Origin of the sequence: Thiohalobacter thiocyanaticus (genome assembly GCF_002356355.1) — a bacterium.
Classification (GTDB): Bacteria; Pseudomonadota; Gammaproteobacteria; order Thiohalobacterales; family Thiohalobacteraceae; genus Thiohalobacter; species Thiohalobacter thiocyanaticus_A.
The window spans coordinates 2,281,022-2,305,862 of sequence record NZ_AP018052.1 but is presented as its reverse complement, the minus strand read 5'-3'; the positions used below and the strand labels follow the sequence as shown (position 1 = coordinate 2,305,862).

The window sequence follows — 24,841 nt, the reverse complement described above, 5'->3', positions numbered from 1 at the left end:
AACTGTTCAGGCTGGGCGGTGGGAACGCAGAGAGCGCGGAGGCGCAGAACCCCGTCATTGCGAGAAACGAAAGTGACGAAGCAATCTCGTGATCGGGCTGCCGGGTTACGAGATTGCCGCGGCGCTACGCGCCTCGCAATGACGATGGATATATTCTACGGCCTTCGCACCCATAGGGCATAAACGCCTCTGCGTTGAGGTTGTTCAGGCCGACTTCACCTCGTGCATGTACACGTCCTGCTGCGGGAACGGGATGCTGATGCCGTTCTCATCGAAACGGGTCTTGATGGTCTCCAGCAGATCCGCACGCACGTTCCAGTAATCGCCCTTGTTGACCCAGGGCCGCACATTGAGATCGATGCTGCTCTCGCCCAGTGCGGCGACATTAACCACCGGAGCCGGATCCTTCAGGATGCGTTCTTCCTGATTGATGATCTCCATGACCAGTTCGCGCGCCTTGCGGATGTCGTCGCTGTAGCTGATGCCCACCACCAGGTCGAGGCGGCGGGTCTCGCGGGCGGTGACGTTGGTGATGGTGCCGCCGTAGATCTGGCCGTTGGGCACGATGATCTCGCGGTTGTCCGGCGTGAGCATGGTGGTGGCGAAGATGCCGACGTTCTCCACCGTCCCGGCGACGCCGCCGGCCTCCACATAGTCACCTTCCCGGAACGGGCGGAAGACGATCAGCATCACGCCGGAGGAGAAGTTGGCCAGCGAGTCCTTCAATGCCAGGCCCACGGCCAGGCCGGCGGCACCGAGAACGGCGAGCAGGGAGGTGGTCTGGATGCCGAGGTGGTCGAGGGCGGCGATGATCACGACTGCGATCAGCAGGGTATAGAGGATATTGCCGAGGAAGTTCGACAGCATGCTGTCCATGCCGCCGCGGGCCATCATGCGTTTGCTGATGTTGACGATCTTTCCGGCGATCCAGCGGCCGATGAAGAAGATCAGCAGGGCAACGACGAGGCTGACGGCCCAGGGAATCAGTTGGGTGGTGACGAAATCCGATTGCAGAAATTCGTTGATTTTATCCATGGGGGAAAGTCCCGGTCAGACTGAAATGCCTCCCCCGCCGGTCGACGGGGGAGGAGAGAGCCACGGTCGGTGCTTACTGGACCCGCTGCTCGCCGCTGATGGTGATCTCCACGCGGCGGTTCTGGGCACGGCCGGCACGGGTGGAGTTGTCAGCGATGGGCTTGGTCTCGCCCCAGCCCACGGTGGTCATGATGCTGGGATCCACGCCCTTCTCCAGCAGGTAGTTCTTGACCGCGTTGGCGCGGCGTACGGACAGGTCCTTGTTGTAGGCGGCATCGCCGGTGCTGTCGGTGTGGCCGGCGATCTGGATACTCTGCACGTCACTCAGCTGCCCCAGGTCGGAGACCAGCTGGTCCAGTTCGCGCTTGCCGTCGGCACGCAGTGTGTCGCTGTTCAGGTCGAACAGGGCGCCGGCGCCCAGGTTGACGGTCTTGTAGACCGGCTGCGGCGCCGGGACCGGGGCCGGTTCCGGCTCGGGTTCGGCGACCGGCTCGGGCTTCTTCATATCCGGTTCGCACTCGGCAATCGCGCCCTCGGGACGCCAGCCGCTGGTGCGTACGCAGTCGCCGGCGCTGTCGCGCACCACCATCCCGGCGGAATCGTAGACGTAGGAGCAGGTGCGCTCGGAGGCCGCCGTGGCGGTGCCGGTCAGGGTGATGGTGGAGGCAACCAGAATGGCGTAGCTGAGTTTGTTCATTGTTGTTACTCCTTATTGGTAGAAGAAAAAAACTTTGTCGCCCGCAGGCGCAGGGGAGGCGCGCCCGGGCCGCTCTGGGACCAGATTATACATATCTCTGACTTTAGAGCATCTGCCTAGTGTGTCAAACTGTATACAATTATGAGGTGGTTTCGGGCCTGCCGTGCCGGCTGCGCCAGGGTCACAGACGAGGGCATCGAGGTGCGCATCGCTCTACTTGAAGACGACACTTTTCAGGCCGAGGCCCTGACTGTGTGGCTGGAGGCGGCTGACCACCAGGTCAGCGTCCGGCACGACTGCGCCGGATTCCGCGCGGCGCTGCAGGAGGCGGACTACGACCTGCTCATCCTTGACTGGATTCTGCCCGACGGCAGCGGGCTGGAGGTGCTGGACTGGCTGCGCGGCGAACGGGGAGACACGACACCGGTGCTGTTCATCACCCAGCGCGACCGGGAAAGCGATGTGGTGACCGCCCTGGAGCACGGCGCCGACGACTACATGGCCAAGCCGGTCAAGCCGCTGGAGATGCTGGCCCGGGTCACGGCCCTGGCGCGTCGGGCCAGCACGCCGGGGGCGCAGGTGCTGGAGTTCGGTCCCTACCGCATCGATACCGCCAGTCGCACCCTGTACCGGGACGGCGACAGGATCGATCTCACCCACAAGGAATTCGACCTGGCCCTGTACCTGTTCCGCAATCTGGGCCGGCTGATCAGCCGTGGCCGCCTGCTGGAAGCAGTCTGGGGCACCCGGGCCGAACTCAACACCCGTACCGTCGACACCCACGTCAGCCGCCTGCGCAACAAGCTCGGCATCAGCCCGGCGCAGGGCTGGAGGCTGGGCGCGGTCTACCAGCACGGCTACCGGCTGGAACGGCTGGAACCGCAGGCGGTCGAAGACGAAGCATGAACACACCCCCTGACAGCATTCGCGCGGTGGTGTGGCAGGAAGGCGAACTGCGCCTGCTCGACCAGCGCCGGCTGCCGGATGCGGAAAGCTGGCTGCGGCTGGATACCGCTGCCGCAGTGGCCGATGCCATTCGCGATATGGTGGTGCGCGGCGCGCCCGCCATCGGCATCGCCGCTGCCTATGGCGTTGTCATCGCCGCGCGGCAGCGCTACCGGGAAAACCCCGCTGACTGGAAGACGGCGCTGGAGCCCGACCTGGAGCAACTGGCCGCCGCGCGGCCCACGGCCGTGAACCTGTGCTGGGCGCTGGCGCGGATGCGCGGTCTGATCCAGTGTCTGGACGGCGACCCGGTACCGGCCCTGACCGCCGAGGCCGGGCGCATCCATGAGGAGGATATCGCCGCCAACCGCCGCATGGGCGAACTGGGTGCGGCCTTCCTCGACGGAGTCGAGGGCGTGCTTACCCATTGCAACACCGGCTCGCTGGCCACCGGCGGCTTCGGCACCGCGCTGGGCGTGATCCGTCAGGCCTGGGGCGAAGGCCGCATCCGGCGCGTGTTCGCCGACGAGACCCGGCCCTGGCTGCAGGGGGCGCGCCTGACGGCATGGGAACTGGTCCGCGACGGCATCCCGGTGACCCTGCTGGCCGATGCCGCCGCCGCACACCTGATGCATACCGGGCAGGTGCAGTGGGTGATCGTCGGTTCCGACCGCATCGCCGCCAACGGCGATGTGGCCAACAAGATCGGCACCTACGGGCTGGCCGTGGCCGCACGCCATCACGGGGTGAAATTCATGGTGGTCGCACCCACCTCCACGGTGGACCTGGGCACCGCCTCCGGCGCCGACATTCCCATCGAACAGCGGCCCGGGGAAGAGGTGCTGGGCGCCGGCGGCCGACATATCGCCGCGCCCGGCGCCGCGGCCTGGAACCCGGCCTTCGACATCACCCCGGCGGAACTGGTGGACGTGATCGTCACCGAAGCCGGGGTGGTGGAACGGCCCGACCGCGACAAGCTGGCCGCGCTGATGGCGCGAGCCGCGGCCTGATTTCTGCCGGGCAATACGTAGGTCGGGTTAGCCTGCAGGGCGTAACCCGACGTGTCCCGGGCCGGTGTCGGGTTACGCTGCGCTAACCCGACCTACCGCACTGCAACACCCAAGACCCCGTCATCCCCGCGCAGGCGGGGATCCAGCAGCCGCGGCGGTTTATGGATTATTCGCTTCGCTCACCCTGCGGGCCGCCCTCCGGGCGTTCAACGCGCTGCGCGCTTTTGTCCCGCCTGCGCGGGAATGACGGTGGGGAAACTCCAGTCATATACCCGATTCCTGGTCAAAACCCCGCCTGAGCGCCTCAGGATCGATCTGAGGCGCGTTTTTCTGGGACGCTGCCCCCCGGCTGTGGTAGTATTGATCGAATTACAGCGCCTGTGCGGGGTTCAGCCGCGCCGGCGTCGGAGGAACCCCACAATAAATAACGTTACCGACTGACTGCACCCATGGCCGAATTCGCCAAAGAAGTCCTGCCCGTCAATCTCGAAGATGAAATGAAGCAGTCCTACCTCGATTACGCCATGAGCGTGATCGTGGGCCGGGCACTGCCGGATGTTCGGGATGGCCTCAAGCCGGTCCACCGGCGCGTGCTCTTCGCCATGAGCGAACTGGGCAACGACTGGAACAAGGCCTATAAGAAGTCGGCCCGCGTGGTCGGTGACGTCATCGGTAAGTACCATCCCCACGGCGACACCGCCGTCTATGACACCATCGTGCGCATGGCGCAGCCGTTTTCGCTGCGCTACATGCTGGTGGACGGCCAGGGCAACTTCGGCTCCATCGACGGCGACTCGCCGGCGGCCATGCGTTACACCGAGGTGCGCATGGCCCGCATCGCCCACGAGATGCTGGCCGACATCGACAAGGAAACGGTCGATTTCATCCCCAACTACGACGAGACCGAGAGCGAACCCTCGGTCTTCCCGACCCGCTTCCCCAATCTGCTGGTCAACGGCTCGGCCGGCATCGCCGTGGGCATGGCGACCAACATCCCGCCGCACAACCTGAACGAAGTCATCAATGCCTGTATCGCGCTGATCGACAATCCCGAGATCGAGATCCGCGAACTGATGGAGTACATCCCGGGCCCGGACTTCCCCACCGCCGGCATCATCAATGGCGTGCGCGGCATCCAGGAGGCCTACCTGACCGGCCGCGGGCGGGTACAGGTGCGCGCCCGCACCGAGATCGAGGAGGACAGCAAGGGTCGCGAGACCATCGTGGTCACCGAACTGCCCTACCAGGTCAACAAGGCCCGCCTGCTGGAGAAGATCGCCGAACTGGTCAAGGACAAGAAGATCGACGGCATCAGCAACCTGCGCGACGAGTCCGACAAGGACGGTATGCGCATGGTGATCGAACTCAAGCGCGGCGAGGTCTCGGAGGTGGTGCTGAACAACCTCTACCAGCAGACCCAGATGCAGAACGTGTTCGGCATCAACATGGTCGCGCTGGTCGACGGCCAGCCGCGGCTGCTGAATCTCAAGGCCATCCTCGAGTCCTTCATCCGCCACCGCCGCGAGGTGGTCACCCGCCGCACCGTGTTCGAGCTGCGCAAGGCGCGCGAGCGGGCCCATATCCTGGAAGGCCTGGCGGTGGCGCTGGCCAACATCGACGAGGTCATCGAACTGATCAAGACCTCGCCCAGCCGCGCCGAGGCCCGTCAGGGCCTGATGGGCCGCGCCTGGCCGCCGGGTCTGGTGCTGGACATGCTGGAGCGCGCCGGTGCCGAGGCCTCGCGCCCCGACGGCCTGGCCCCGGGACTGGGGCTGACCGATGCCGGTTACCGCCTGTCCGAGGCCCAGGCCCAGGCCATCCTGGAACTGCGCCTGCACCAGCTGACCGGGCTGGAGCAGGACAAGATCCTGGACGAGTACCGCGAGTTGCTGGAGAAGATCGACGACCTGCTCGCCATCCTCAACAGCACCGAACGGCTGATGCAGGTCATCCGCGACGAGCTGATGCAGGTGCGCGACCAGTTCGGCGACGAACGCCGCACCGAGATCCGCGAGGCCGAGGCCGACCTGGCGCTGGAGGATCTGATCACCGAGGAAGACGTGGTGGTCACCCTGTCGCACGCCGGTTATGCCAAGGCCCAGCCGCTGAGTGAATACTCCGCCCAGCGCCGCGGCGGGCGCGGCAAGAGCGCGACCAGCGTCAAGCAGGAAGACTTCATTGACAAGCTGTTCATCGCCAGCACCCACGATACGATCCTGTGCTTCTCCAGCCGCGGCAAGGTGTACTGGCTCAAGGTCTATCAGTTGCCGGTGGCCGGGCGCCAGGCCCGCGGCAAGCCCATTGTCAACCTGCTGCCGCTGGAGCAGGGCGAGCGCATCAACGCCGTGCTGCCGATCCGCGATTTCGACACCGAGGATTTCATCTTCATGGCCACCGCCAATGGCACGGTCAAGAAGACCCCGCTGCGCGCCTTCGCCCGGCCGCGCAGCAGCGGCATCATCGCCCTGGAACTGCGCGACCAGGACTGGCTGATCGGCGTGGCCGTCACCGACGGCAACCAGGACGTGATGCTGTTCACCGACGCCGGCAAGGCCATCCGCTTCAAGGAGGAGAGCGTGCGTGCCATGGGCCGCACCGCTGCCGGCGTGCGCGGCATCCGGCTGCAGCCGGACCAGCAGGTCATCGGCATGCTGATCGCCGCCGAGGGCGATGTGCTCAGCGCCACCGAGCACGGTTACGGCAAGCGCACGCCGATCGACGAGTATCCGGTGCATGGCCGCGGCGGCCAGGGCGTGATCTCGGTCCAGACCAACGAGCGCAACGGCGCCGTGGTCGGCGCCAAGCTGGTGAGCGAGACCGACGAGGTCATGCTCATCACCAACATGGGCACCCTGGTGCGTACCCGCGTGGACGAGATCTCGCGCATGGGCCGCAACACCCAGGGCGTGCGCCTGATCCGCGTCGGCGAGGACGAAAAGCTGGTCGGCATCGACGCCATCGCCGAGGCCGAGGAGGATGAGGAAGCCTCCGAAGGCGAGGCGTAGGTCGTAGGATGGGTGCAGGCGTTGTGCGCCGGAACCCATCGTCAGGCCGGCACGCATGATGGGTTGCGCTTCGCTCCACCCATCCTACAGGAATACACGGTAATCGGAGTCTTTTATGAGTCGTATCTACAATTTCAGCGCCGGCCCGGCCATGCTGCCGGAGGCAGTCCTGAAACAGGCGCAGGAGGAACTGGTCGACTGGCAGGGCAGCGGCATGTCGGTCATGGAAATGAGCCACCGCGGCAAGGAGTTCATGTCCATCGCCGAGGCCGCCGAGGCCGACCTGCGCCAGGTCATGGGCATCCCCGACAACTACAAGGTGCTGTTCCTGCAGGGCGGGGCCAGCAGCCAGTTCGCCATGGTGCCGCTGAACCTGCTGCGCGGGGGCGCCAAGGCCGACTACATCAACACCGGCGCCTGGTCCAAGAAGGCCATCGCCGAGGCCAAGCGCTATTGCAACGTCAACGTCGCCGCCACCTCCGAGTCCGAGAACTTCATGACCATCCCGGCCTTCGATTCCTGGCAGCTGGCCGATGACGCTGCCTATGTCCACTACACCCCCAACGAGACCATCGGCGGGGTGGAGTTTCACTGGATCCCGGAGGTCGGCGACAAGCCGCTGGTGGCGGACATGTCCTCCACCATCCTGTCGCGCCCGATCGACGTGTCGAAATACGGCGTGATCTATGCCGGCGCCCAGAAGAACATCGGCCCGGCCGGCCTGACCGTGGTGATCGTGCGCGAGGACCTCATCGGCCAGGCGATGGAGCGCACCCCGACCATGTTCGACTACAAGACCCACGCCGAGTCCGATTCCATGTACAACACCCCGCCGACCTACGGCTGGTATCTGGCCGGACTGGTGTTCAAGTGGATCAGGGACAACGGCGGGCTTGAGGCCATGGCCGAGATCAACAAGCGCAAGGCCGACAAGCTCTACGCCGCCATCGACGGCTCGGACTTCTACGCCAACCCGGTCGATCCCGAGTGCCGCTCCTGGATGAACGTGCCCTTCACCCTGGCGAATCCGGAGCTGGACGCCACCTTCCTCAAGGAGGCAGCCGCCCAGGGGCTGACCACGCTCAAGGGCCACCGTTCCGTCGGCGGCATGCGCGCCAGCATCTACAACGCCATGCCCGAGGCGGGTGTGGATGCGCTGATCGACTTCATGGCCGATTTCGAAAAACGCAACGGGTAAATCAAGAGCGCCACGGAATACACGGAAAACACGGAATTGAAATGATTATGGTTTTTCATTGCCGGGCGCGCAGCGCCACGGCAATGACAATAAAATTTTCCGTGTCTTCCGTGGGTTCCGCGGCGCTCTGATCGCTCTTTGGTAGGATAAATTTCATGTACAAGATACTCACCCTCAACAACATCTCCGTCACCGGCCTGGACCGGCTGCCGCGCGACAACTACGAAATCGCCTCCGAGATCACTCATCCGGACGCCATCCTGCTGCGCTCCTACAAGATGCACGACATGGAGATCCCGGCTTCGCTCAAGGCCGTGGGCCGCGCCGGCGCCGGGGTGAACAACATCCCGGTGGACAGGATGAGCGAACTGGGCATCCCGGTGTTCAATGCCCCGGGCGCCAATGCCAACGCGGTCAAGGAACTGGTGCTGACCGGCATGCTGCTGGCTTCACGCAACATCTGCCCGGCCTGGGACTTCGCCCGCAACCTGGAAGGCGACGACGCCGCCATCAGCAAGGCGGTGGAGGCCGGCAAGAAGAACTTCGTCGGCACCGAGCTGCCGGGGCGTACCCTGGGCGTGATCGGCCTGGGTGCGATCGGCGTGCTGGTGTGCAACGCGGCCAAGGCGCTGGGCATGAACGTGATCGGCTACGATCCGGATATCAGCGTGCAGCGCGCCTGGCAGCTGTCGTCCGACGTGCAGAGTGCCAGCAGCGTGGATGACCTGCTCAGTCGGGTGGACTATGTCAGCTTCCATGTGCCGCTGATCGATGCCACCAAGCACATGATCAATGCCGACCGGCTGAAGAACATGAAGGACGGCGTGGTCATCCTCAACTTCGCCCGCAACGGCATCGTCGACGACGAGGCCGTGGTCAAGGCGATCGATGCCGGCAAGGTCGGCGGCTATGTCTGCGATTTCCCCAGCAACCTGCTGAAGAACCACGACAAGGTGGTGACCCTGCCGCATATGGGCGCCTCCACCCGCGAGGCCGAGGAGAACTGCGCCATCATGGTGGCCGATCAGGTGCGCGAGTTCCTGGAAAATGGCAATGTGCACAACTCGGTCAATTTCCCCGAGGTATTCATGCCGCGCAGCGACGGTCAGCGCCTGGCGGTGGTAAATGCCAACGTGCCCAAGATGCTGGGCCAGATCTCCACCGTGCTGGCCGACACTGGCCACAACATCATCGACATGCTGAACAAGTCGCGCGGCGAACTGGCCTACACCCTGGTCGACGTCGAGGGCGAGGTGGACCAGGACTGTCTGGACCAGATCAGGGCCATCGAGGGTGTGCTGGCGGTGCGTACCCTGTAGATAATTTGGCGGGATCAACGCAGAGGCCGCGGAGGCGCAATGGTCCGTCATTGCGAGGAACAAAGTGACGAAGCAATCTCTTGATTGAGGCTACCGCGTTACGAGATTGCCGCGGCGCTACGCGCCTCGCAATGACGATGAATATATTTGATAGCCTCTGTATCCATAGGGCATAAACGCCTCCGCATCCTTTGCGTTACCATCACCCAGGTGAAACAGAACAACCAAACGGCAGCCATGAACGAGTCGGACCAACTCAAGGCCATCCGGGAGAGCATCGACCGGATCGATGACCAGCTGCTGGAGCTGATCAGTCAGCGGGCGCGCTGTGCCCAGGATGTGGCGCGCATCAAGCAGGCCGCCGGCGAGATGAACGACTTCTACCGCCCGGACCGCGAGGCGCAGATACTCGCGCGCATCCGCGAGCTCAATCCCGGTCCGCTCAGCGATGACGAGGCCGCGCGCCTGATCCGGGAGGTCATGTCCGCCTGCCTGGCGCTGGAGAAGCCGCTGACCATCGCCTATCTCGGCCCCGAGGGTACCTTCACCCAGGCCGCCGCGCTCAAGCACTTCGGCCATTCCATTCGCAGCACCGCCCTGGGTTCGATCGACCTGGTCTTCCGCGAGGTGGAATCGGGCAGCGCCCACTACGGCGTGGTGCCGGTGGAGAACTCCACCGAAGGCGTGGTCAATCATACCCTGGACATGTTCATGCGCTCGCCGCTGCACATCTGCGGCGAGGTGCAGCAGCGCATCGAACTGCACCTGCTCGGCAAGGCCGCTGACACCTCCGGCATCAAACGGGTGTACTCGCATCAGCAGTCCCTGGCCCAGTGCCGGGAATGGCTGGACACCAACCTGCTGCAGGCCGAGCGCATCGCGGTGAGCAGCAACGGCGAGGCGGCACGGCGTGCCGCGGCCGAGTCCGACAGCGCCGCGGTGGCGAGCGAAACCGCCGCCGAGTTGTACGGCCTGAACCGGCTGGCGCGCAACATCGAGGACGAGCCGGGCAACACCACCCGCTTCCTGGTGATCGGCAAACAGACGGTCGCGCCCTCGGGCCGGGACAAGACCTCGCTGCTGGTCTCGGTGCGCAACGAACCGGGCGCGCTCTACACCCTGCTGGCGCCGTTCAACGAGCACGGTATCAGCATGACCCGCATCGAATCGCGGCCCTCACGGCGCGGCGTCTGGGATTATGTCTTCTTCGTCGACATCGAAGGCCATGCCGGGGATGCGCAGGTCGCAGCGGCGCTGGCCGAGTTGGAACAGCGGGCGAGCGTTCTCAAGGTGCTGGGGTCGTACCCCCGGGCGCAGGTGTGAGCGGGTTCGAGCGATCATATGGATCGCCGAAGTATGTAGGTCGGGTTGGCGCAGCGTAACCCGACAGGGATCGGCCGGATGTCGGATTACGCCCTTTGGGCTGATCCGACCTACGCCGCTGACCTGCATTAATGTTTTCCCGTCATCCCGGCGCAGGCCGGGATCCAGTGACCGCAGTGGGTCCTGGATTCCGGCCTGCGCCGGAATGACGAGTTTGTGGTTTGGAATAGGCTGGTCGGGTTGGCGCAGCGTAATCCGACAGGGGCCTCACCGGTGTCGGATTACGCCCTGCGGGCTAATCCGACCTACGTTGCAGATCGAGTGAAAAACCGCGAATCGAGTGATTGATGAACGACCACGAACGCCATTACCTGTTCGACTGCGCCACTGCCGGCGTGCAGGGGCTGCAGCCCTATCAGCCGGGCAAGCCGCTGTCCGAACTGGAGCGCGAGTACGGCGTGCGCGACGCGGTCAAGCTGGCCTCCAACGAGAACCCGCTCGGTCCCAGTCCGCGGGTGAAGGAAGCCATTCAGGCCCATGTCGCCGAACTGGCCCGTTACCCGGACGGCAACGGTTTCGGTCTGAAGCGGGCGCTGGCCGACCGCCACGATGTCGATCTGAAGCAGATCACCCTGGGCAACGGCTCCAACGACGTGCTGGAACTGATCGCCCGGGCCTTTCTGGCCCCGGGGCGCGGCGCGGTGTTCTCCGAGCACGCCTTCGCGGTCTATCCCATCGTCACCCAGGCCATCGGTGCGACACCCCAGGTGGCACCGGCGCGCGACCACGGCCACGATCTGCAGGCCATACGCGCGGCCATCGATGACACCACCCGGGTGGTGTTCATCGCCAATCCCAACAACCCGACCGGCACCTGGCTACCGGGGCGCGAACTGGAGGCCTTCCTGGCCGAGGTGCCGCGCGATGTCATCCTGGTGCTGGACGAGGCCTATGTCGAATATGTCCGCGAGCCGGACTATCCCGACAGCCTTCCCTGGCTGGACCGCTGGCCGAACCTGGTCATCACCCGCACCTTCTCCAAGGCCTACGGCCTGGCCGGCCTGCGCGTGGGCTATGCCCTGTCCAGCCCGGTGGTGGCCGATCTGCTGAACCGTGTGCGCCAGCCGTTCAACGTGAACAGCCTGGCCCTGGCCGCGGCCGAGGTGGCACTCGGCGATGCCGAGCACATCGCCCGCGCCGTGGCCTTGAACGACGCCGGCATGCAGGCCTGGCGGGCGGCCTGCGACAAGTTGGGACTGGCGTATATCCCTTCGGTGGGCAACTTCCTCAGCGTGGATGTCGGCCGCCCGGCCGGTGCGGTCTACGAGGCGCTGCTGCGCGAGGGCGTGATCGTGCGGCCCATCGGTGCCTATGGGCTGCCCAACCATCTGCGCATCACCATCGGCACCGAGGCCGAGAACAGCCGCGCCATCGCCGCGCTGGAAAAGGTTCTGGCATGAACATCGAAGCCGCGTGTACTCCGTCATTCCGGCATCGGCCTGCGCCGGCACAGGCTGCGGCCGAATCCAGTAGGCGCGGCGGTATCTGGACCCCGGCCTGCGCCGGGGTGACGGAAAAATGCATTGCAGCGTGCTATTGCATTCGCTGCATACGAGGGCTCTGAGCCATGCGGATTGAACGCCTCTGCATCATCGGCGTGGGACTGATCGGCGGTTCGCTGGCCCGCGCCCTGCGGGCGAACGATGCGGTGGGCGAGGTTGTCGGCTGCAGCCGCAGCGCCGAGCATCTGCAGCAGGCGGTCGACCTGGGCGTGATCGACCGCTATGACACCGATCCCGCACAGGCGGTCGCCGGTGCCGACCTGGTGCTGGTGGCCGTGCCCATGGGCGCGATGGAAGCGGTGTTCAAACAGATCAGGCCCCATCTGGCGCCGGATGCGGTGATCACCGATGTCGGCAGCGCCAAGGGTGCGGTGGTTGATGCCGCCCAGAAGGCCTTTGGCGGCGTGCCGGCCAACCTGGTGCCGGGCCATCCCATCGCCGGGACCGAGCGCAGCGGCGTGGCGGCCTCCTTCGCCGAGCTGTTCCGGCAGCGCCGGGTGATCCTCACCCCGCTGGCGCATACGGATGCCGAGGCGGTGGAGCGGGTGCGCGGCCTGTGGGAGACGGCCGGGGCCGAGGTGGTGGAGATGGGGGTCGAGCATCACGACCGGGTGCTGGCCGCCACCAGCCATCTGCCGCACATCCTGGCCTATGCCACGGTCGACAGCCTGGCGCGCTTGCACGAACACGACGAGATATTCCAATATGCCGCCGGCGGCTTCCGCGATTTCACCCGCATCGCCGGCAGCGACCCGGTGATGTGGCGCGACATCTGCCTGGCCAACCGCGAGGCCATCCTGGAGATGATCGCCCATTTCCAGGTGGACCTGACCGCGCTGACCGAGGCCATCCAGGCGCGTGACGGCGAACGGCTGGTGGAAATCTTCAGCCGCGCCAAGCGGGCGCGGGATGAGCATGCGCCGCGTTAGGCGTCATTCGCGTAGTCGTAGGCCGGGATAAACGCAGTGTTCCCGGCACTCCGGATCGAATGCCGGAAACGGGCCATCCGGCCCTTATTCCGGTCTACGCGCTGAACCCCATGGATTCCCGCCTTCGCGGGAATGACGGGAAGGCAGTAACGTAGGTCGGGTTAGTCCGCAGGGCGTAACCCGACGTTTGCCGCGACGCTGTCGGGTTGCGCTGCGCTAACCCGACCTACTCGTTTGAATCGAATGAACAGGAACCCGAATTGACCCACACCAACAAACAATTCCACATCCAGCCCGGTGGCCGGCTCGAAGGCCGGTTCAAGGTGCCGGGGGATAAATCCGTGTCGCACCGCGCCATCATGCTGGGTTCGCTGGCCGAGGGCGTGAGTGACGTGACCGGTTTCCTGGAGGGCGAGGACAGCCTGGCCACCCTGGCCGCCTTCCGTGCCATGGGTGTGAAGATCGAGGGGCCCTACGATGGCAGCGTGCGCATCCACGGCGTGGGAATGCACGGCCTGCAGCCGCCGCCCGAGCCGCTGTACCTGGGCAACTCGGGCACCTCCATGCGGCTGCTGGCCGGGCTGCTGGCCGGGCAAACCTTCGACAGCGTCCTGACCGGCGATGATTCCCTGTCGCGGCGGCCCATGGGCCGGGTCATCGATCCGCTGACTGCAATGGGCGCACGCATCGACAGCGAGGCGGGCGGGACCGCGCCGCTGAAAATCACCGGGGGGCGGGCATTGCGGGGCATCGACTACGCCCTGCCCATGGCCAGCGCCCAGGTGAAATCCTGCGTCCTGCTGGCCGGGCTCTATGCCGCGGGCCGGACCTGCACCACCGAGCCGGCGCCGACCCGCGACCACACCGAGCGCATGCTGCAGGGCCTGGGCTACGCGGTCGAAGTCGACGGGCCGCGCGCCTGCCTCGACGGCGGCGGCCGGCTGACCGGCGGCGCGATCACGGTGCCGGCCGACATCTCCTCGGCGGCCTTCTTCCTGGTGGGGGCCAGCATCGCGCCTGGCTCGGACCTGGTACTGGAGCAGGTGGGTATGAACCCGACCCGCACCGGGGTGATCGACATCCTCCAGCGTATGGGCGCGAACATCGATATTGCCAACGAGCAGGTGCTGGGCGGAGAACCGGTGGCCGATCTGCATATCACCGCCGCCGCGCTCAAAGGCATCGACATCCCGCCCGAACTGGTGCCGCTGGCCATCGACGAGTTTCCCGCCCTGTTCGTGGCCGCCGCCTGCGCCGAGGGCCGCACGGTGCTGCGCGGGGCCGAGGAACTGCGGGTCAAGGAAAGCGACCGCATCCAGGTGATGGCCGATGGTCTGCAGGCGCTGGGCGTGTCCGCCGAGCCCACGCCGGACGGCATCGTCATCGAGGGTCAGCCGCAACTCGGCGGCGGCCGGATCGACAGCCACGGCGACCACCGCATCGCCATGAGCTTCGCCATGGCCGGACTGCGTGCCGAGGCCGGGATCGTCATCGACGACTGCGCCAACGTGAACACCTCCTTCCCCGAGTTCGTGGCGCTGGCCCAGCAGGCCGGTCTTGGGGTGACCGAATGAGTGATCAGGCACCGGTGGTCGCCGTCGATGGACCCAGTGGCTCGGGCAAGGGCACGGTCAGCCGGGCCCTGGCGACCCGCCTGGGCTGGCATTTCCTCGACAGCGGCGCCCTCTACCGGCTGGTGGCCCATGCCGCCCTGGACCGGGGGGTGGCGCTGGACGACGAGGCCGGACTGGCCGATCTTGCCCGGCATCTGGAAGTGCGCTTCGACACCGATTCCGACCGCATCTGGCTCGGGGACGAGGAGGTCAGCCTGGCCATCCGCAGCGAGGCCGCCGGGGACGCCGCCTCCCGGGTGGCGGCCCTGCCGGGCGTGCGCGAGGCGCTGCTGCAGTTGCAGCGGGATTTTCGCGCCGCGCCGGGGCTGGTGGCCGACGGTCGCGACATGGGCAGTGTGGTTTTTCCCGCGGCCGAGGTGAAGATCTTTCTCACCGCCAGCGCCGGGGAACGTGCCCGGCGCCGCTATAACCAGTTGAAGGAAAAGGGGATCGAGGCCGACATTGCGGAACTGGTGGCGGCCATCGAGGCCCGCGACAAGCGCGACATGGAACGGCCGGTCGCGCCGCTGAAGCCGGCGGAGGACGCCGTGGAGCTGGATACCTCAGGGCTGGATATCGAGGGCAGCATTGCGGCGGCGTTGGGGATCGTGCGGGGGCGGCTGGGCGCCTGATGCCCTCACCCCCGGCCCCTCTCCCAAAGGGAGAGGGGAGGCTGGCTCCCTCTCCCCGCCGGGAAGAGGGTCGGGGTGAGGGGGCGAATGTGCCCGGCGCCTACCCAGACTAGTGATATTTTTCGCATTTCTGCCTATAATACCCGTTTGTACGAATCGGCGCCCGGATAGCCCTTATCCGGGCTTTGTCTTTGCAACCAACCCGTGACGGTTCGTCTGTCCGACCGCGCGGCCCAACAAGTGAATCGCAGTTGCGGTTCAAGGAATGAGTCAACCATGAGCGAAAGCTTTGCAGAACTGTTCGAAGAGAGCCTGGCCAAACAGGAACTCCGCCCCGGATCCATCGTCACCGGCACCGTCGTCGACATCAAGCCGGACGTGGTCATCGTCAACGCGGGACTGAAATCGGAAGGCGTGATTCCGGTCGAACAGTTCTATAACGAGCAGGGCGAACTCGAGATCAACGTGGGCGAGGACGTGGAAGTCGCCCTGGATTCCGTCGAGGACGGTTTCGGCGAGACCCGCCTGTCGCGCGAGAAGGCCAAGCGCGCGCGTGTCTGGAAGGAACTGGAACAGGCCTACGAAGACAACGAGACCGTCAAGGGCATGATCAGCGGCAAGGTCAAGGGCGGCTTCACCGTCGACATCAAGGACATCCGCGCCTTCCTGCCCGGCTCGCTGGTGGATGTGCGCCCGGTGCGCGACACCACCTACCTGGAGAATAAGGAACTCGAATTCAAGGTCATCAAGCTCGATCAGCGCCGCAACAACGTGGTGGTCTCCCGCCGCGCGGTGGTCGAGTCCGAATACAGCGCCGAGCGCGAGGAACTGCTCAAGAACCTGCAGGAAGGCATGGTCATCAAGGGCATCGTCAAGAACCTCACCGATTACGGCGTGTTCGTGGACCTGGGCGGCATCGACGGTCTGCTGCACATCACCGACATGGCCTGGAAGCGCATCAAGCATCCGAGCGAGATGGTCGCCGTGGGTGACGAGATCGAGGTCAAGGTGCTCAAGTTCGACCGCGAGCGCAACCGCGTCTCCCTGGGTATGAAGCAGCTGGGCACCGATCCGTGGGAGGATCTGTCCCGCCGCTATCCCGAAAGCACCCGCCTGTTCGGCAAGGTCACCAACATCGCCGACTACGGTTGCTTCGTCGAGATCGAGGAAGGCGTGGAAGGTCTGGTGCACGTCTCCGAGATGGACTGGACCAACAAGAACGTCAACCCGGCCAAGGTCGTGCACGTGGGCGACGAGGTCGAGGTCATGGTGCTGGACATCGACGAGGAGCGTCGCCGCATCTCCCTGGGCATGAAGCAGTGCCACGCCAATCCCTGGGAAGAGTTCGCCGCCACCCACAACAAGGGTGACAAGGTCTCTGGTCAGATCAAGTCCATCACCGACTTCGGCATCTTCGTCGGCCTGGACGGCGGCATCGACGGTCTGGTGCATCTGTCGGATATCTCCTGGAGCGATACCGGCGAGGAAGTGGTGCACAACTTCAAGAAGGGCGACGAGGTCGAGGCCGTGGTCCTGGCCGTGGATCCCGAGCGCGAACGCATCTCGCTGGGCCTGAAGCAGCTGGAAAAGGATCCCTTCTCCAACTTCGTGGCCGCCCATCCCAAGGGCAGCATCGTTAAAGGAACCGTCAAGGAGGTCGATGCAAAGGCAGCAGTGATCGATCTCGGCGAAGGGATTGAAGGCATTCTGCGCGCCTCCGAACTGGCCCGTGACCGGGTCGAGGACGCCCGCACCGTGCTCAAGGAAGGCGAAGAGGTCGAGGCCAAGTTCATGGGCGTGGACCGCAAGAACCGCACCCTGAGCCTGTCGATCAAGGCCAAGGAACTCGGCGAGGAAGCCGAGGCCGTGCAGGATTATGCCAAGTCCGGCTCCGCCACCACCACCCTCGGGGACATCCTGAAGGAGCAGATGGAAGAGAAGGGCAACAGCTGAACACTGAATGGCACTCGCTTCAGCCGCGTCATTCCCTCAGGCGGGAATCCAGTGCCTGGCAGAGCCGGCAAATGCTGGATACCCGCCTGCGCGGGGATGACGGACAGGCTGAACCGCGGTTTGTGTGAGTGTTATTCGGCTAAGCATTGATTTTTGCGTGCTTTTTGGCATACTCCTAGTGGAATGACGCCGGCGGCCGCCCGCGTGCGGCCGCCGCCACTTGCCATCCGGCCCGGATATCAGGAAGAAGACGAATGACAAAGTCAGAGCTGATCGAGATTCTTGCCAGCAAGAACAGCCATCTGAACTACAAGGATGTGGAACTGGCGGTCAAGAGCCTGCTGGAGCAGATGAGTCAGTCCCTGGCGACCGGACAGCGGATCGAGATCCGCGGCTTCGGCAGCTTCTCCCTGCACTACCGCCCGCCCCGCGTCGGCCGCAATCCCAAGACCGGCGAGGCCGTTGCCCTGTCCTCCAAGTACGTCCCCCATTTCAAGCCCGGCAAGGAAATGCGTGAACGGGTCAACGAATCCCGCGCGACCACTCCGATCAAATCCAGCGACAACGGCAACTGAGGCGCCTCCGGCTCCCCGGACGGTTGCCATCGCCCGTCTGCCCCAATAAAGTCTTGCCTGTAGCGGGCCGCAGCTGCGCTATCCGATGAATCCACGGCCCGTCACGAGGAGAATCCCATGTCCCGTATCCTGTCGGTGATTGCCCTGGTGCTCCTGATCGGGGTCGGCATCACCTTCACCGTGCTCAATCCGCAGCAGGTGACATTGAACTATCTGCTGGGCAGCCTGCAACTGCCGCTGGCGCTGCTGGTGGTGCTGGTGCTGGCACTGGGCGCGGTGCTGGGGCTGCTGGTGGCCGGGTTCATGCTTCTGCGGCTCAAGCGTGAGAACCGTAAACTGCGCCGCGGCACCCGGCTGGCCGAGCAGGAGGTCGCCAACCTGCGATCGCTTCCCGTCAAAGACCGCCCCTGAACCATGTCGGCGCTGCTCTGGCTGCTCCTGCCCGTGGCTGCCGCCTCCGGCTGGCTGCTGGCCGTGCGCAGCGAACGCCGGCGCCAGCGCCGTCCCCCTCCGGAACTCAATGAGCACTATTTCAAAGGGCTGAACTTACTGCTCAATGAGCAGCCCGACAAGGCGATCGAGGTGTTCGTCGACATGCTGGAAGTCGACAGCGACACGGTCGAGACCCACATGGCCCTTGGCAACCTGTTCCGCCGCCGCGGCGAGGTCGACCGTGCCATCCGCATCCATCAGAATCTGATCGCCCGCCCCACGCTGGAGCGTGATCAGCGCAACACCGCACTGCTGGAGCTGAGCCGCGATTACATGCGTGCCGGCCTGTTCGATCGTGCCGAGAACCTGCTGCAGGAGCTGCTGGACACCAGCGCCCATGCCCCGGCCGCGCTGGGGCACCTGCTGGACATCTACCAGCAGGAAAAGGAATGGGACAAGGCGATCCAGGTCGCCCGCCGGCTGGAGGGGTTGAACGGGCGCCACATGCATCCGGTAGTGGCGCAGTTTCACTGCGAGCAGGCCGAGCAGGCGATGCGTCACGGCGATGCCGCCGGCGCCACGCGCCTGCTCAAGCGGGCACTCAACCACGATCCGAACTGTGTGCGTGCCAGCCTCCTGCAGGCCCGTCTGGCGCGCGAGGCAGGTGACCACCGCACCGCGGTCCAGGTGCTGAAACGCATCGAGAAACAGGACATCGATTTCCTGCCCGAGGCGCTGCCCGAACTGAAGGCGGGCTACACGGCACAAGGTGCGGAGCCGGAGTTGATGCGCTATCTGCAGGAGATTGCCGGTCGTTACCGGGGGGTGACGCCGGCGCTGATGCTGTCGGAACTGATCGAGGCCCGCGACGGCGCCGCTGCCGCGGTGGAATATCTGACCGCCTACCTGCGTGAGCGGCCCTCCATCCGCGGCCTGGAGCGGATGATTCATCTGGACCTGGGCAGCAGCGAGGGCAGGGCGCGCGAGGACCTGCTGCTGCTGCGCGACCTGACTGCGCGGCTGCTGGAGGACCGGCCCCGGTATCGCTGTCACAACTGCGGCTTCGAGGCCAAGGCGTTGCACTGGCAGTGCCCCGGCTGCAAGGAATGGAACCGCATCAAACCGATCTATGGCGTGGAGGGAGAATGATGACGCAGGCGCAGACCGACTCACGGGTGATCGTGGCCCTGGATTACCCGGATGCTGCCCGGGCCCGGGACTTCGTCGGCCGGCTCACACCCGGCAGCTGCCGGCTCAAGATCGGCAAGGAACTGTTCACCCGCGCCGGCCCCGCCCTGGTCGAGGAACTGCAGGGGCGGGGCTTCGAGATCTTTCTGGATCTCAAGTTTCATGACATCCCCAACACCGTGGCGCGTGCCTGCGAGGCGGCCGCCGATCTGGGCGTGTGGATGGTGAATGTGCACACACTCGGCGGCAGCCGGATGATGGTCACCGCCCGCGAGGCGCTGGAGCGGCGCAGCGGGCGGCGGCCGCTGCTGATCGGGGTGACCATCCTGACCAGCATGGGGGAAGGGGATCTGGCCGAGGTGGGCCTGACCGGCAGCCCGGCCGACAATGTCGCCCGCCTGGCCGGCCTGGCACAGGCGGCCGGCCTGGACGGCGTGGTCTGCTCGCCGCAGGAAAGCCGGCTGCTGTCCGGGCAGCTGGGCAGCGGTTTTGTCCTGGTCACCCCCGGCGTGCGCCCGGCCGGCAGCACGACCGACGACCAGCAGCGCATCATGACCCCGGCCGACGCCCTGGCCGCCGGCTCGCACTACCTGGTGATCGGCCGGCCCATCACCCAGGCGGAGGATCCGGTGGCGGTGCTGGAGGCCATCAATCGCGAGTTGGCGCCGTAGGTTCCGTCATTGCGAGCGCAGCATGGCAATCTCGTAATGCAGAATTAGTCGGTTAGAGATTGCCGCGGCGCTACGCGCCTCGCAATGACGGGGTAATCAGAGTTGGATCGGTGCCCGTCACTTGACGCCACCCCCAACCCGGGCTAACCTCAGATTCCGTCCAGGAAGGACGGAACACAATCAATAATCAACACCATTACACGGAGGTAATCCCCATGTGGAAGTCCATTCCCTATCTGATCCTGTCCCTGTTCCTGTTCGGCGCCCAGCCGCTGCTGGCCGAGCCGATCGACGTCAATACCGCAAGCGCCGAGGAACTGGCCCAACTCAAGGGTGTCGGCCCCTCGAAGGCACAGGCCATCATCGCCTACCGTGACCAGCACGGGCCCTTCGTCGCCGTGGGCGAGTTGACCCAGGTGCGCGGCCTCGGACCGAAGTTCCTGGAGCAGAACGCCGAGGCGATCACCGTCTCGCAACCCGTGGCGGACGCGGCCCGGCCCTGACGCCATAATTACCCGTCATTGCGAGGAACGAAGTGACGTGGCAATCTCCAACCGATTGATTCTGCAGTCAGGGATTGCCAGGCTTCGCCCGCAATGACGGTTTTGCCTGTGTCATGGACCTCCGGGGTTGCAGCCGCGCTTTGCCATCCCTTCCCGAGCAGCATTCTCTCGTCCCGAAAACTGTGATCTGATTCCTGCAACACCGCATCCCTCCTGCCCACCCCGGGTTACCGCACCCCCACAATCGCGTATAATCCCGCGCAAATAATTCATTTATTTGTGGGGGAGAGATGGCCGTCTATCCAGTGATCCTGACCGGCGGGGCCGGTTCCCGGCTGTGGCCGATGTCGCGGGAGTATTTTCCCAAGCCGCTCATGCCCATCGTCGGCGACGAGTCGCTGCTCCAGGCCACCGCCCGCCGGTTGCAGGGCTTCCCCGGCAGCGAGCCGCCGGTGTTCGTCTGCAACGAGGAACACCGTTTCCTGGTGGCCGAGCAGGTGCAGGCGCTGGACATCCGGCCCGCCGGCATCATCCTGGAACCGGAAGGCCGCAACACCGCCCCCGCGCTCACCGTCGCCGCCCTGTTTCTGGCGGAGCAGGACCCCGAAGCCGTGATGGTGGTGATGCCCGCCGATCATGTCATCCCCGATCTCGAGGCCTTCCGCCGTGCCCTGGCCGATGGCGTGGCCCTGGCCGAACAAGGCCATCTGGTCACCTTCGGCATCCAGCCCACCCGGCCGGAGACCGGCTACGGCTACATCCAGCGCGGCGAGACTCTCGACGGCGACGGCCGCTTCAAGGTCAAGCGCTTCGTGGAGAAGCCCGACCTCGACCAGGCCCAGGGCTATCTCGATGCCGGTGACTATTACTGGAACAGTGGCATCTTCGTGATGCAGGCTTCCAGCTGGCTGGAGGAGATCGAGCGTTTCGAGCCGGAGATCCGACAGGCCTGCGAGCGTGCCATCGACAGCGGCCGCAAGGACCTGGACTTCTGCCGGGTCGGGAAGGAAGAGTTTATCAACTGCCCCGAGAACTCCATCGACTATGCCGTGATGGAACGCACCGAGCGGGCTGCCGTGGTACCGCTGGAAAGCGGCTGGTCCGACGTCGGCGCCTGGTCCGCCATCTGGGACATTGCCGAGTGCGATGACTGCGGCAACGCGACCCAGGGCGACGTGCTGGCGCAGGACGTGAAGAATTCCCTGATCTGGTCCAACGACCGATTCGTCGCCGCCATCGGGCTGGAGGATATGGTTATCGTGGATACCCCCGACGCCCTGCTGGTCGCCCCCCGGCAGCGCTCCCAGGATGTCAAGCAGATCGTCGCCGAACTGAAGAAACAGGACCGCGACGAATTCCGCTTCCACAGCCGGGTGTACCGTCCCTGGGGCGACTACGAAGGTATCGACAAGGGCGAGCGCTACCAGGTCAAACGCATCGTGGTCAAACCCGGCGCGTCTCTTTCCCTGCAGATGCACCACCACCGCGCCGAGCACTGGATCGTGGTGCGCGGCACCGCCCGCGTCACCCGCGGCGAGGAGGTGTTCATCCTGACCGAGAACCAGTCCACCTACATCCCGCTCGGTACAACGCACCGGTTGGAGAATCCCGGCACCATCCCGCTGGAAATCATCGAGGTGCAGTCGGGCAGCTATCTGGGTGAGGATGACATCGTGCGGTTCGAGGATGTGTATGACCGGGTGGAACAGTCTTCATAAAACTAGATTTTGTCACAAGAACTTCCTGGAAAAAGCCCATGCCTAAAGAACAGCCCGAGTCCATTCCCAGTGGGGAGCCAGTGCCAGCATATATCCTTCCATGCGTAGAGAAGGGTGATGAACTAAGCATGATTGATTTTTTTCGTGTATTGGCTAGGCATAAATTAATTGCATTCGGGGTATTTCTGTTTGTGGTTGCTCTGGCCATTGGATATTTATCAGTAAAAGAGCCAGTATATACAGTGAGTTCACGACTAGTTCCACCGGATATATCAGATATCAAAGAGCTTCTTCTTGCGGAGCCGGTGCTATGGGGAATGAAAACGGAGGATGGCAAACTAGTAGGCTATACTACTGGAAAATCTCTTCTGAATAAGTACGGCCTAGAATCAATAACGCCAACTTCTGTGTTTGAGTCGTATGTGAAAAATTGTAATTCTGAAGAAGCCAGAAGCAGGTTTTCTGGGTCTAATAATCCGCGCAGCTTCAAGATCAGTTCTGTCAACAATATTCCCGCCATAGTTATAAGTTTATCTCACAGGGATCCCGAATATGCAGCAACCAAAGTGAATGAATTTGTGAAATATATAGAACGATATACTGCACAAAAAATCACAGACGATATCGAACAAGTTATAGAGATAGAGGTTAAAAAACTTAGTCGGGACATGGATGCTCAATTAAGTAGCGAAACGATAGATCAAGTTAATATTAACAGCAAAGATATTTTGCTTGATGTTGAACTGCTTCAAAAGCGGATAAATTACCTGAATTCACTATCTGTTGATCTGAGTAATACATCAGTAGTAAATGTTGATAGTCCCGCGAAACCGACATCTGTTCCTGACAAACCAAATAAAACTCTGATTTTATCGTTATCAATTGCTTTGGGTGTTTTGCTCGGAATACTTTCCGCATTCATTAAGGAATTTATGAGTAAATATAAAAAACAGACTTGAGTACGACATAAAGATACGTTCAAAGAAATTAAAATAACTATGGGTTCGATTTTAGACAAGTGCATCAAATTCTGTCATACGATTTAGTATATGCCTAATTGTTGTCCATGTGAGCGGGTGGAATATACATCATTCGCATGGATTTCTGGATAATACATCTGCGCTAATCAGGGTAGATAATTCCCAATATAATATATGTAATATAATTATGTGCTAGCCGATTTCTGAGTGGCGGTTCATGCGTTCTGAGTGTTGATGCATTTAATTTATGAGTTACCAAAATACAAAAAAATTAACGCAGATCGCGCTGCTCGGATTATCCCTTGTCGGTGGGGCTGGTCTTACATTTATATCCCAGGCACTGTTTGCGCGCACCCTTTCACCCGCGGAATATGGGTCACTTGCAGCCGCGTTTGCGGTAACACGGGTTCTTTCCCCAATAGCTTCGTTTGGTATCAGTGAGTTTTGGCTTGCGCGGTTTGGCCAAGAAGGTTGGGGTGCGATAGCCTGGGTAAAGCCGTCACTTGAAACTATAAGTTTTACAATATTGATAGCATTGTTCTTGGGAGGGCTATGGGCATGGTTTGGAGCATCTGATAAAAATACATCAATAGCATTAATTTTATTGCTACCAATGGTCGCGTTTCAATCATTAACATCGCTTGCAGTGGCCAGGTACCAATTGGAAGAGAGGTATAATAAGACGTCGCTCTGGGCGATGATTCCTCATGTACCAAGGCTAATTGCAGCATTATCAGCTGCATGGCTAGGGCTTGGATTGATGGGCGTGGCGTCTATGTTGGCTGCGATATATGCGTTGTTGCTGGCGATCCCGGTACTGATTATTTATGAAATGGCGGCAGGACGGTTATTATTAGTCGGCCACGGTGTGAAGGATGATTCGGCTGCGTTATTTAGGCATGGAACAATTCGAGATATTTTATCCAATGCAAAATGGTTTGCGGCGTCAGGAGTCTTCTATGTCCTTCATTACCAACTGGCGATTGTTTTTCTGGAAGTGTTTTCAGGGCCAGAATCTGCAGCAATCTATAGTGTGGCTTTTGTAGTATTGAGCGCAGTATTTCTTATTCCAACAATCCTGTATAGATGGTATATGATGCCGAAGATGCATCGTTGGGCATGGGGTGATTCGATAAAATTAAATTATGTATTTCAGAAAAGTCTATACGCAGTACTTAGTTTGAGCCTGATAATTATAGCGGCAATAGTTGTTGTGTCTCCATGGGTGATGCCATTTCTGTTTGGCTCTGAATACGATAAAAGCGTATTGGTTCTTCAGCTATTGAGCCCAGCAATATTTTTCAGATTTTTAGCTGTCGCACTAGGTGCGCTTATGGTCGGAAAAGGTATAGTCCGGAAGAAGGTTGTTCTGGATATATATGGTACTTCGATAGGGCTTATTCTCGGTGTTGTTTTGATACGTGAGTTCAGCGTTATTGGAGGCGTTGTAACGACGATAGCCATCGAAGCGATGCTGGTATTGCTTTATTGTCGTGCTTTGTACTCCAGAAAACGCCACCTTTAATGTGTATAAGTATTTAGATTTGGAGATG

20 protein-coding genes and 1 pseudogene are annotated in these 24,841 nt (G+C 62.8%); 19 read left to right on the top strand and 2 right to left on the bottom strand.

Going from position 1 to position 24,841, the window contains the following annotated elements; all coding sequences use genetic code 11:
• Nucleotides 1-204: 204 nt before the first annotated feature.
• The gene (locus CFK21_RS10705; protein WP_096366646.1) at nt 205-1,035 is read right to left on the bottom strand and encodes a mechanosensitive ion channel family protein; all 831 of its coding nucleotides are present in this window, start codon (nt 1,033-1,035) and stop codon (nt 205-207) included.
• Nucleotides 1,036-1,108: 73 nt separating this feature from the next.
• Nucleotides 1,109-1,732: an OmpA family protein gene (locus CFK21_RS10700; protein WP_096366645.1), complete on the bottom strand. Its 624-nt coding sequence runs from the start codon at nt 1,730-1,732 to the stop codon at nt 1,109-1,111.
• A 141-nt stretch (nt 1,733-1,873) separates the two neighbouring features.
• Here CFK21_RS10700 and CFK21_RS10695 point away from each other — a divergent pair, with 141 nt between their 5' ends.
• The 19 genes and pseudogenes from CFK21_RS10695 to CFK21_RS10610 all read left to right on the top strand — a co-directional run bounded on the left by CFK21_RS10695 (nt 1,874) and on the right by CFK21_RS10610 (nt 24,813).
• Nucleotides 1,874-2,638 (top strand): response regulator transcription factor, encoded by a 765-nt coding sequence (locus CFK21_RS10695; protein WP_096366644.1) that lies wholly within the window; start codon nt 1,874-1,876, stop codon nt 2,636-2,638.
• A complete protein-coding gene (gene mtnA / locus CFK21_RS10690; RefSeq protein ID WP_096366643.1) occupies nt 2,635-3,687 on the top strand; it encodes an S-methyl-5-thioribose-1-phosphate isomerase in 1,053 nt (350 codons plus the stop codon). The genes CFK21_RS10695 and mtnA overlap by 4 nt, the downstream gene beginning before the upstream one ends.
• A 449-nt stretch (nt 3,688-4,136) precedes the next feature.
• Nucleotides 4,137-6,692: a DNA gyrase subunit A gene (gyrA, locus tag CFK21_RS10685; protein ID WP_096366642.1), complete on the top strand. Its 2,556-nt coding sequence runs from the start codon at nt 4,137-4,139 to the stop codon at nt 6,690-6,692.
• A 115-nt stretch (nt 6,693-6,807) separates the two neighbouring features.
• Nucleotides 6,808-7,890 carry a 3-phosphoserine/phosphohydroxythreonine transaminase gene (gene serC, locus CFK21_RS10680; protein WP_096366641.1) on the top strand — a complete coding sequence of 361 codons (1,083 nt, stop codon included), beginning with the start codon at nt 6,808-6,810 and terminating at the stop codon, nt 7,888-7,890.
• A gap of 155 nt (nt 7,891-8,045) precedes the next feature.
• Entirely contained in the window at nt 8,046-9,209 is a 1,164-nt protein-coding gene (locus tag CFK21_RS10675; protein WP_096366640.1) for a phosphoglycerate dehydrogenase, read from the top strand.
• A gap of 237 nt (nt 9,210-9,446) precedes the next feature.
• Nucleotides 9,447-10,532, top strand: a complete 1,086-nt coding sequence (gene pheA / locus CFK21_RS10670; protein ID WP_096366639.1) for a prephenate dehydratase — start codon at nt 9,447-9,449, stop codon at nt 10,530-10,532.
• A 347-nt stretch (nt 10,533-10,879) separates the two neighbouring features.
• On the top strand, nt 10,880-11,992 hold the full coding sequence (hisC, locus tag CFK21_RS10665) for a histidinol-phosphate transaminase (protein ID WP_096366638.1): 1,113 nt from the start codon (nt 10,880-10,882) through the stop codon (nt 11,990-11,992).
• A gap of 167 nt (nt 11,993-12,159) precedes the next feature.
• Complete coding sequence (locus CFK21_RS10660; RefSeq protein WP_096366637.1) at nt 12,160-13,023, top strand: prephenate dehydrogenase; 864 nt, start codon at nt 12,160-12,162, stop codon at nt 13,021-13,023.
• A gap of 281 nt (nt 13,024-13,304) precedes the next feature.
• Nucleotides 13,305-14,597, top strand: a pseudogene (gene aroA, locus CFK21_RS10655) (3-phosphoshikimate 1-carboxyvinyltransferase); the annotation flags it as partial.
• On the top strand, nt 14,594-15,268 hold the full coding sequence (cmk, locus tag CFK21_RS10650; RefSeq protein ID WP_096366635.1) for a (d)CMP kinase: 675 nt from the start codon (nt 14,594-14,596) through the stop codon (nt 15,266-15,268). The pseudogene aroA and the gene cmk, both read left to right, overlap by 4 nt.
• 276 nt (nt 15,269-15,544) lie before the next feature.
• Entirely contained in the window at nt 15,545-17,221 is a 1,677-nt protein-coding gene (gene rpsA, locus CFK21_RS10645) for a 30S ribosomal protein S1 (RefSeq protein ID WP_096366634.1), read from the top strand.
• 254 nt (nt 17,222-17,475) lie between these two features.
• The gene (locus CFK21_RS10640; protein ID WP_096366633.1) at nt 17,476-17,796 is read left to right on the top strand and encodes an integration host factor subunit beta; all 321 of its coding nucleotides are present in this window, start codon (nt 17,476-17,478) and stop codon (nt 17,794-17,796) included.
• A gap of 117 nt (nt 17,797-17,913) precedes the next feature.
• Nucleotides 17,914-18,207 carry a lipopolysaccharide assembly protein LapA domain-containing protein gene (locus tag CFK21_RS10635; protein ID WP_096366632.1) on the top strand — a complete coding sequence of 98 codons (294 nt, stop codon included), beginning with the start codon at nt 17,914-17,916 and terminating at the stop codon, nt 18,205-18,207.
• A gap of 3 nt (nt 18,208-18,210) precedes the next feature.
• Nucleotides 18,211-19,377 (top strand): lipopolysaccharide assembly protein LapB, encoded by a 1,167-nt coding sequence (gene lapB, locus CFK21_RS10630; protein WP_096366631.1) that lies wholly within the window; start codon nt 18,211-18,213, stop codon nt 19,375-19,377.
• A complete protein-coding gene (gene pyrF, locus CFK21_RS10625) occupies nt 19,374-20,087 on the top strand; it encodes an orotidine-5'-phosphate decarboxylase (RefSeq protein WP_369801202.1) in 714 nt (237 codons plus the stop codon). The genes lapB and pyrF overlap by 4 nt, the downstream gene beginning before the upstream one ends.
• Nucleotides 20,088-20,302: 215 nt before the next feature.
• A complete protein-coding gene (locus CFK21_RS10620; RefSeq protein ID WP_096366630.1) occupies nt 20,303-20,590 on the top strand; it encodes a ComEA family DNA-binding protein in 288 nt (95 codons plus the stop codon).
• A gap of 290 nt (nt 20,591-20,880) precedes the next feature.
• Nucleotides 20,881-22,308, top strand: coding sequence for a mannose-1-phosphate guanylyltransferase/mannose-6-phosphate isomerase (locus CFK21_RS10615; protein ID WP_096366629.1), 1,428 nt, complete (start codon nt 20,881-20,883; stop codon nt 22,306-22,308).
• 38 nt (nt 22,309-22,346) lie between these two features.
• Entirely contained in the window at nt 22,347-23,267 is a 921-nt protein-coding gene (locus CFK21_RS15260; protein ID WP_157745611.1) for a Wzz/FepE/Etk N-terminal domain-containing protein, read from the top strand.
• 268 nt (nt 23,268-23,535) lie between these two features.
• The gene (locus tag CFK21_RS10610) at nt 23,536-24,813 is read left to right on the top strand and encodes an oligosaccharide flippase family protein (RefSeq protein WP_096366628.1); all 1,278 of its coding nucleotides are present in this window, start codon (nt 23,536-23,538) and stop codon (nt 24,811-24,813) included.
• Nucleotides 24,814-24,841: the final 28 nt, after the last annotated feature.

Excerpts from the sequence above, each read along its gene's own strand:
- CFK21_RS10660 (WP_096366637.1), top strand. The coding sequence starts at position 12,160 with ATGCGGATTGAACGCCTCTGCATCATCGGCGTGGGACTGATCGGCGGT.
- hisC (WP_096366638.1), top strand. The coding sequence starts at position 10,880 with ATGAACGACCACGAACGCCATTACCTGTTCGACTGCGCCACTGCCGGC.
- lapB (WP_096366631.1), top strand. The coding sequence starts at position 18,211 with ATGTCGGCGCTGCTCTGGCTGCTCCTGCCCGTGGCTGCCGCCTCCGGC.
- gyrA (WP_096366642.1), top strand. The coding sequence starts at position 4,137 with ATGGCCGAATTCGCCAAAGAAGTCCTGCCCGTCAATCTCGAAGATGAA.
- pyrF (WP_369801202.1), top strand. The coding sequence starts at position 19,374 with ATGATGACGCAGGCGCAGACCGACTCACGGGTGATCGTGGCCCTGGAT.
- rpsA (WP_096366634.1), top strand. The coding sequence starts at position 15,545 with ATGAGCGAAAGCTTTGCAGAACTGTTCGAAGAGAGCCTGGCCAAACAG.
- CFK21_RS10700 (WP_096366645.1), bottom strand. The coding sequence starts at position 1,732 with ATGAACAAACTCAGCTACGCCATTCTGGTTGCCTCCACCATCACCCTG.
- CFK21_RS10640 (WP_096366633.1), top strand. The coding sequence starts at position 17,476 with ATGACAAAGTCAGAGCTGATCGAGATTCTTGCCAGCAAGAACAGCCAT.
- CFK21_RS10705 (WP_096366646.1), bottom strand. The coding sequence starts at position 1,035 with ATGGATAAAATCAACGAATTTCTGCAATCGGATTTCGTCACCACCCAA.
- CFK21_RS10675 (WP_096366640.1), top strand. The coding sequence starts at position 8,046 with ATGTACAAGATACTCACCCTCAACAACATCTCCGTCACCGGCCTGGAC.
- CFK21_RS10610 (WP_096366628.1), top strand. The coding sequence starts at position 23,536 with ATGAGTTACCAAAATACAAAAAAATTAACGCAGATCGCGCTGCTCGGA.
- CFK21_RS10615 (WP_096366629.1), top strand. The coding sequence starts at position 20,881 with ATGGCCGTCTATCCAGTGATCCTGACCGGCGGGGCCGGTTCCCGGCTG.
- CFK21_RS10695 (WP_096366644.1), top strand. The coding sequence starts at position 1,874 with ATGAGGTGGTTTCGGGCCTGCCGTGCCGGCTGCGCCAGGGTCACAGAC.
- CFK21_RS10620 (WP_096366630.1), top strand. The coding sequence starts at position 20,303 with ATGTGGAAGTCCATTCCCTATCTGATCCTGTCCCTGTTCCTGTTCGGC.
- pheA (WP_096366639.1), top strand. The coding sequence starts at position 9,447 with ATGAACGAGTCGGACCAACTCAAGGCCATCCGGGAGAGCATCGACCGG.
- mtnA (WP_096366643.1), top strand. The coding sequence starts at position 2,635 with ATGAACACACCCCCTGACAGCATTCGCGCGGTGGTGTGGCAGGAAGGC.
- serC (WP_096366641.1), top strand. The coding sequence starts at position 6,808 with ATGAGTCGTATCTACAATTTCAGCGCCGGCCCGGCCATGCTGCCGGAG.
- cmk (WP_096366635.1), top strand. The coding sequence starts at position 14,594 with ATGAGTGATCAGGCACCGGTGGTCGCCGTCGATGGACCCAGTGGCTCG.
- CFK21_RS15260 (WP_157745611.1), top strand. The coding sequence starts at position 22,347 with ATGCCTAAAGAACAGCCCGAGTCCATTCCCAGTGGGGAGCCAGTGCCA.
- CFK21_RS10635 (WP_096366632.1), top strand. The coding sequence starts at position 17,914 with ATGTCCCGTATCCTGTCGGTGATTGCCCTGGTGCTCCTGATCGGGGTC.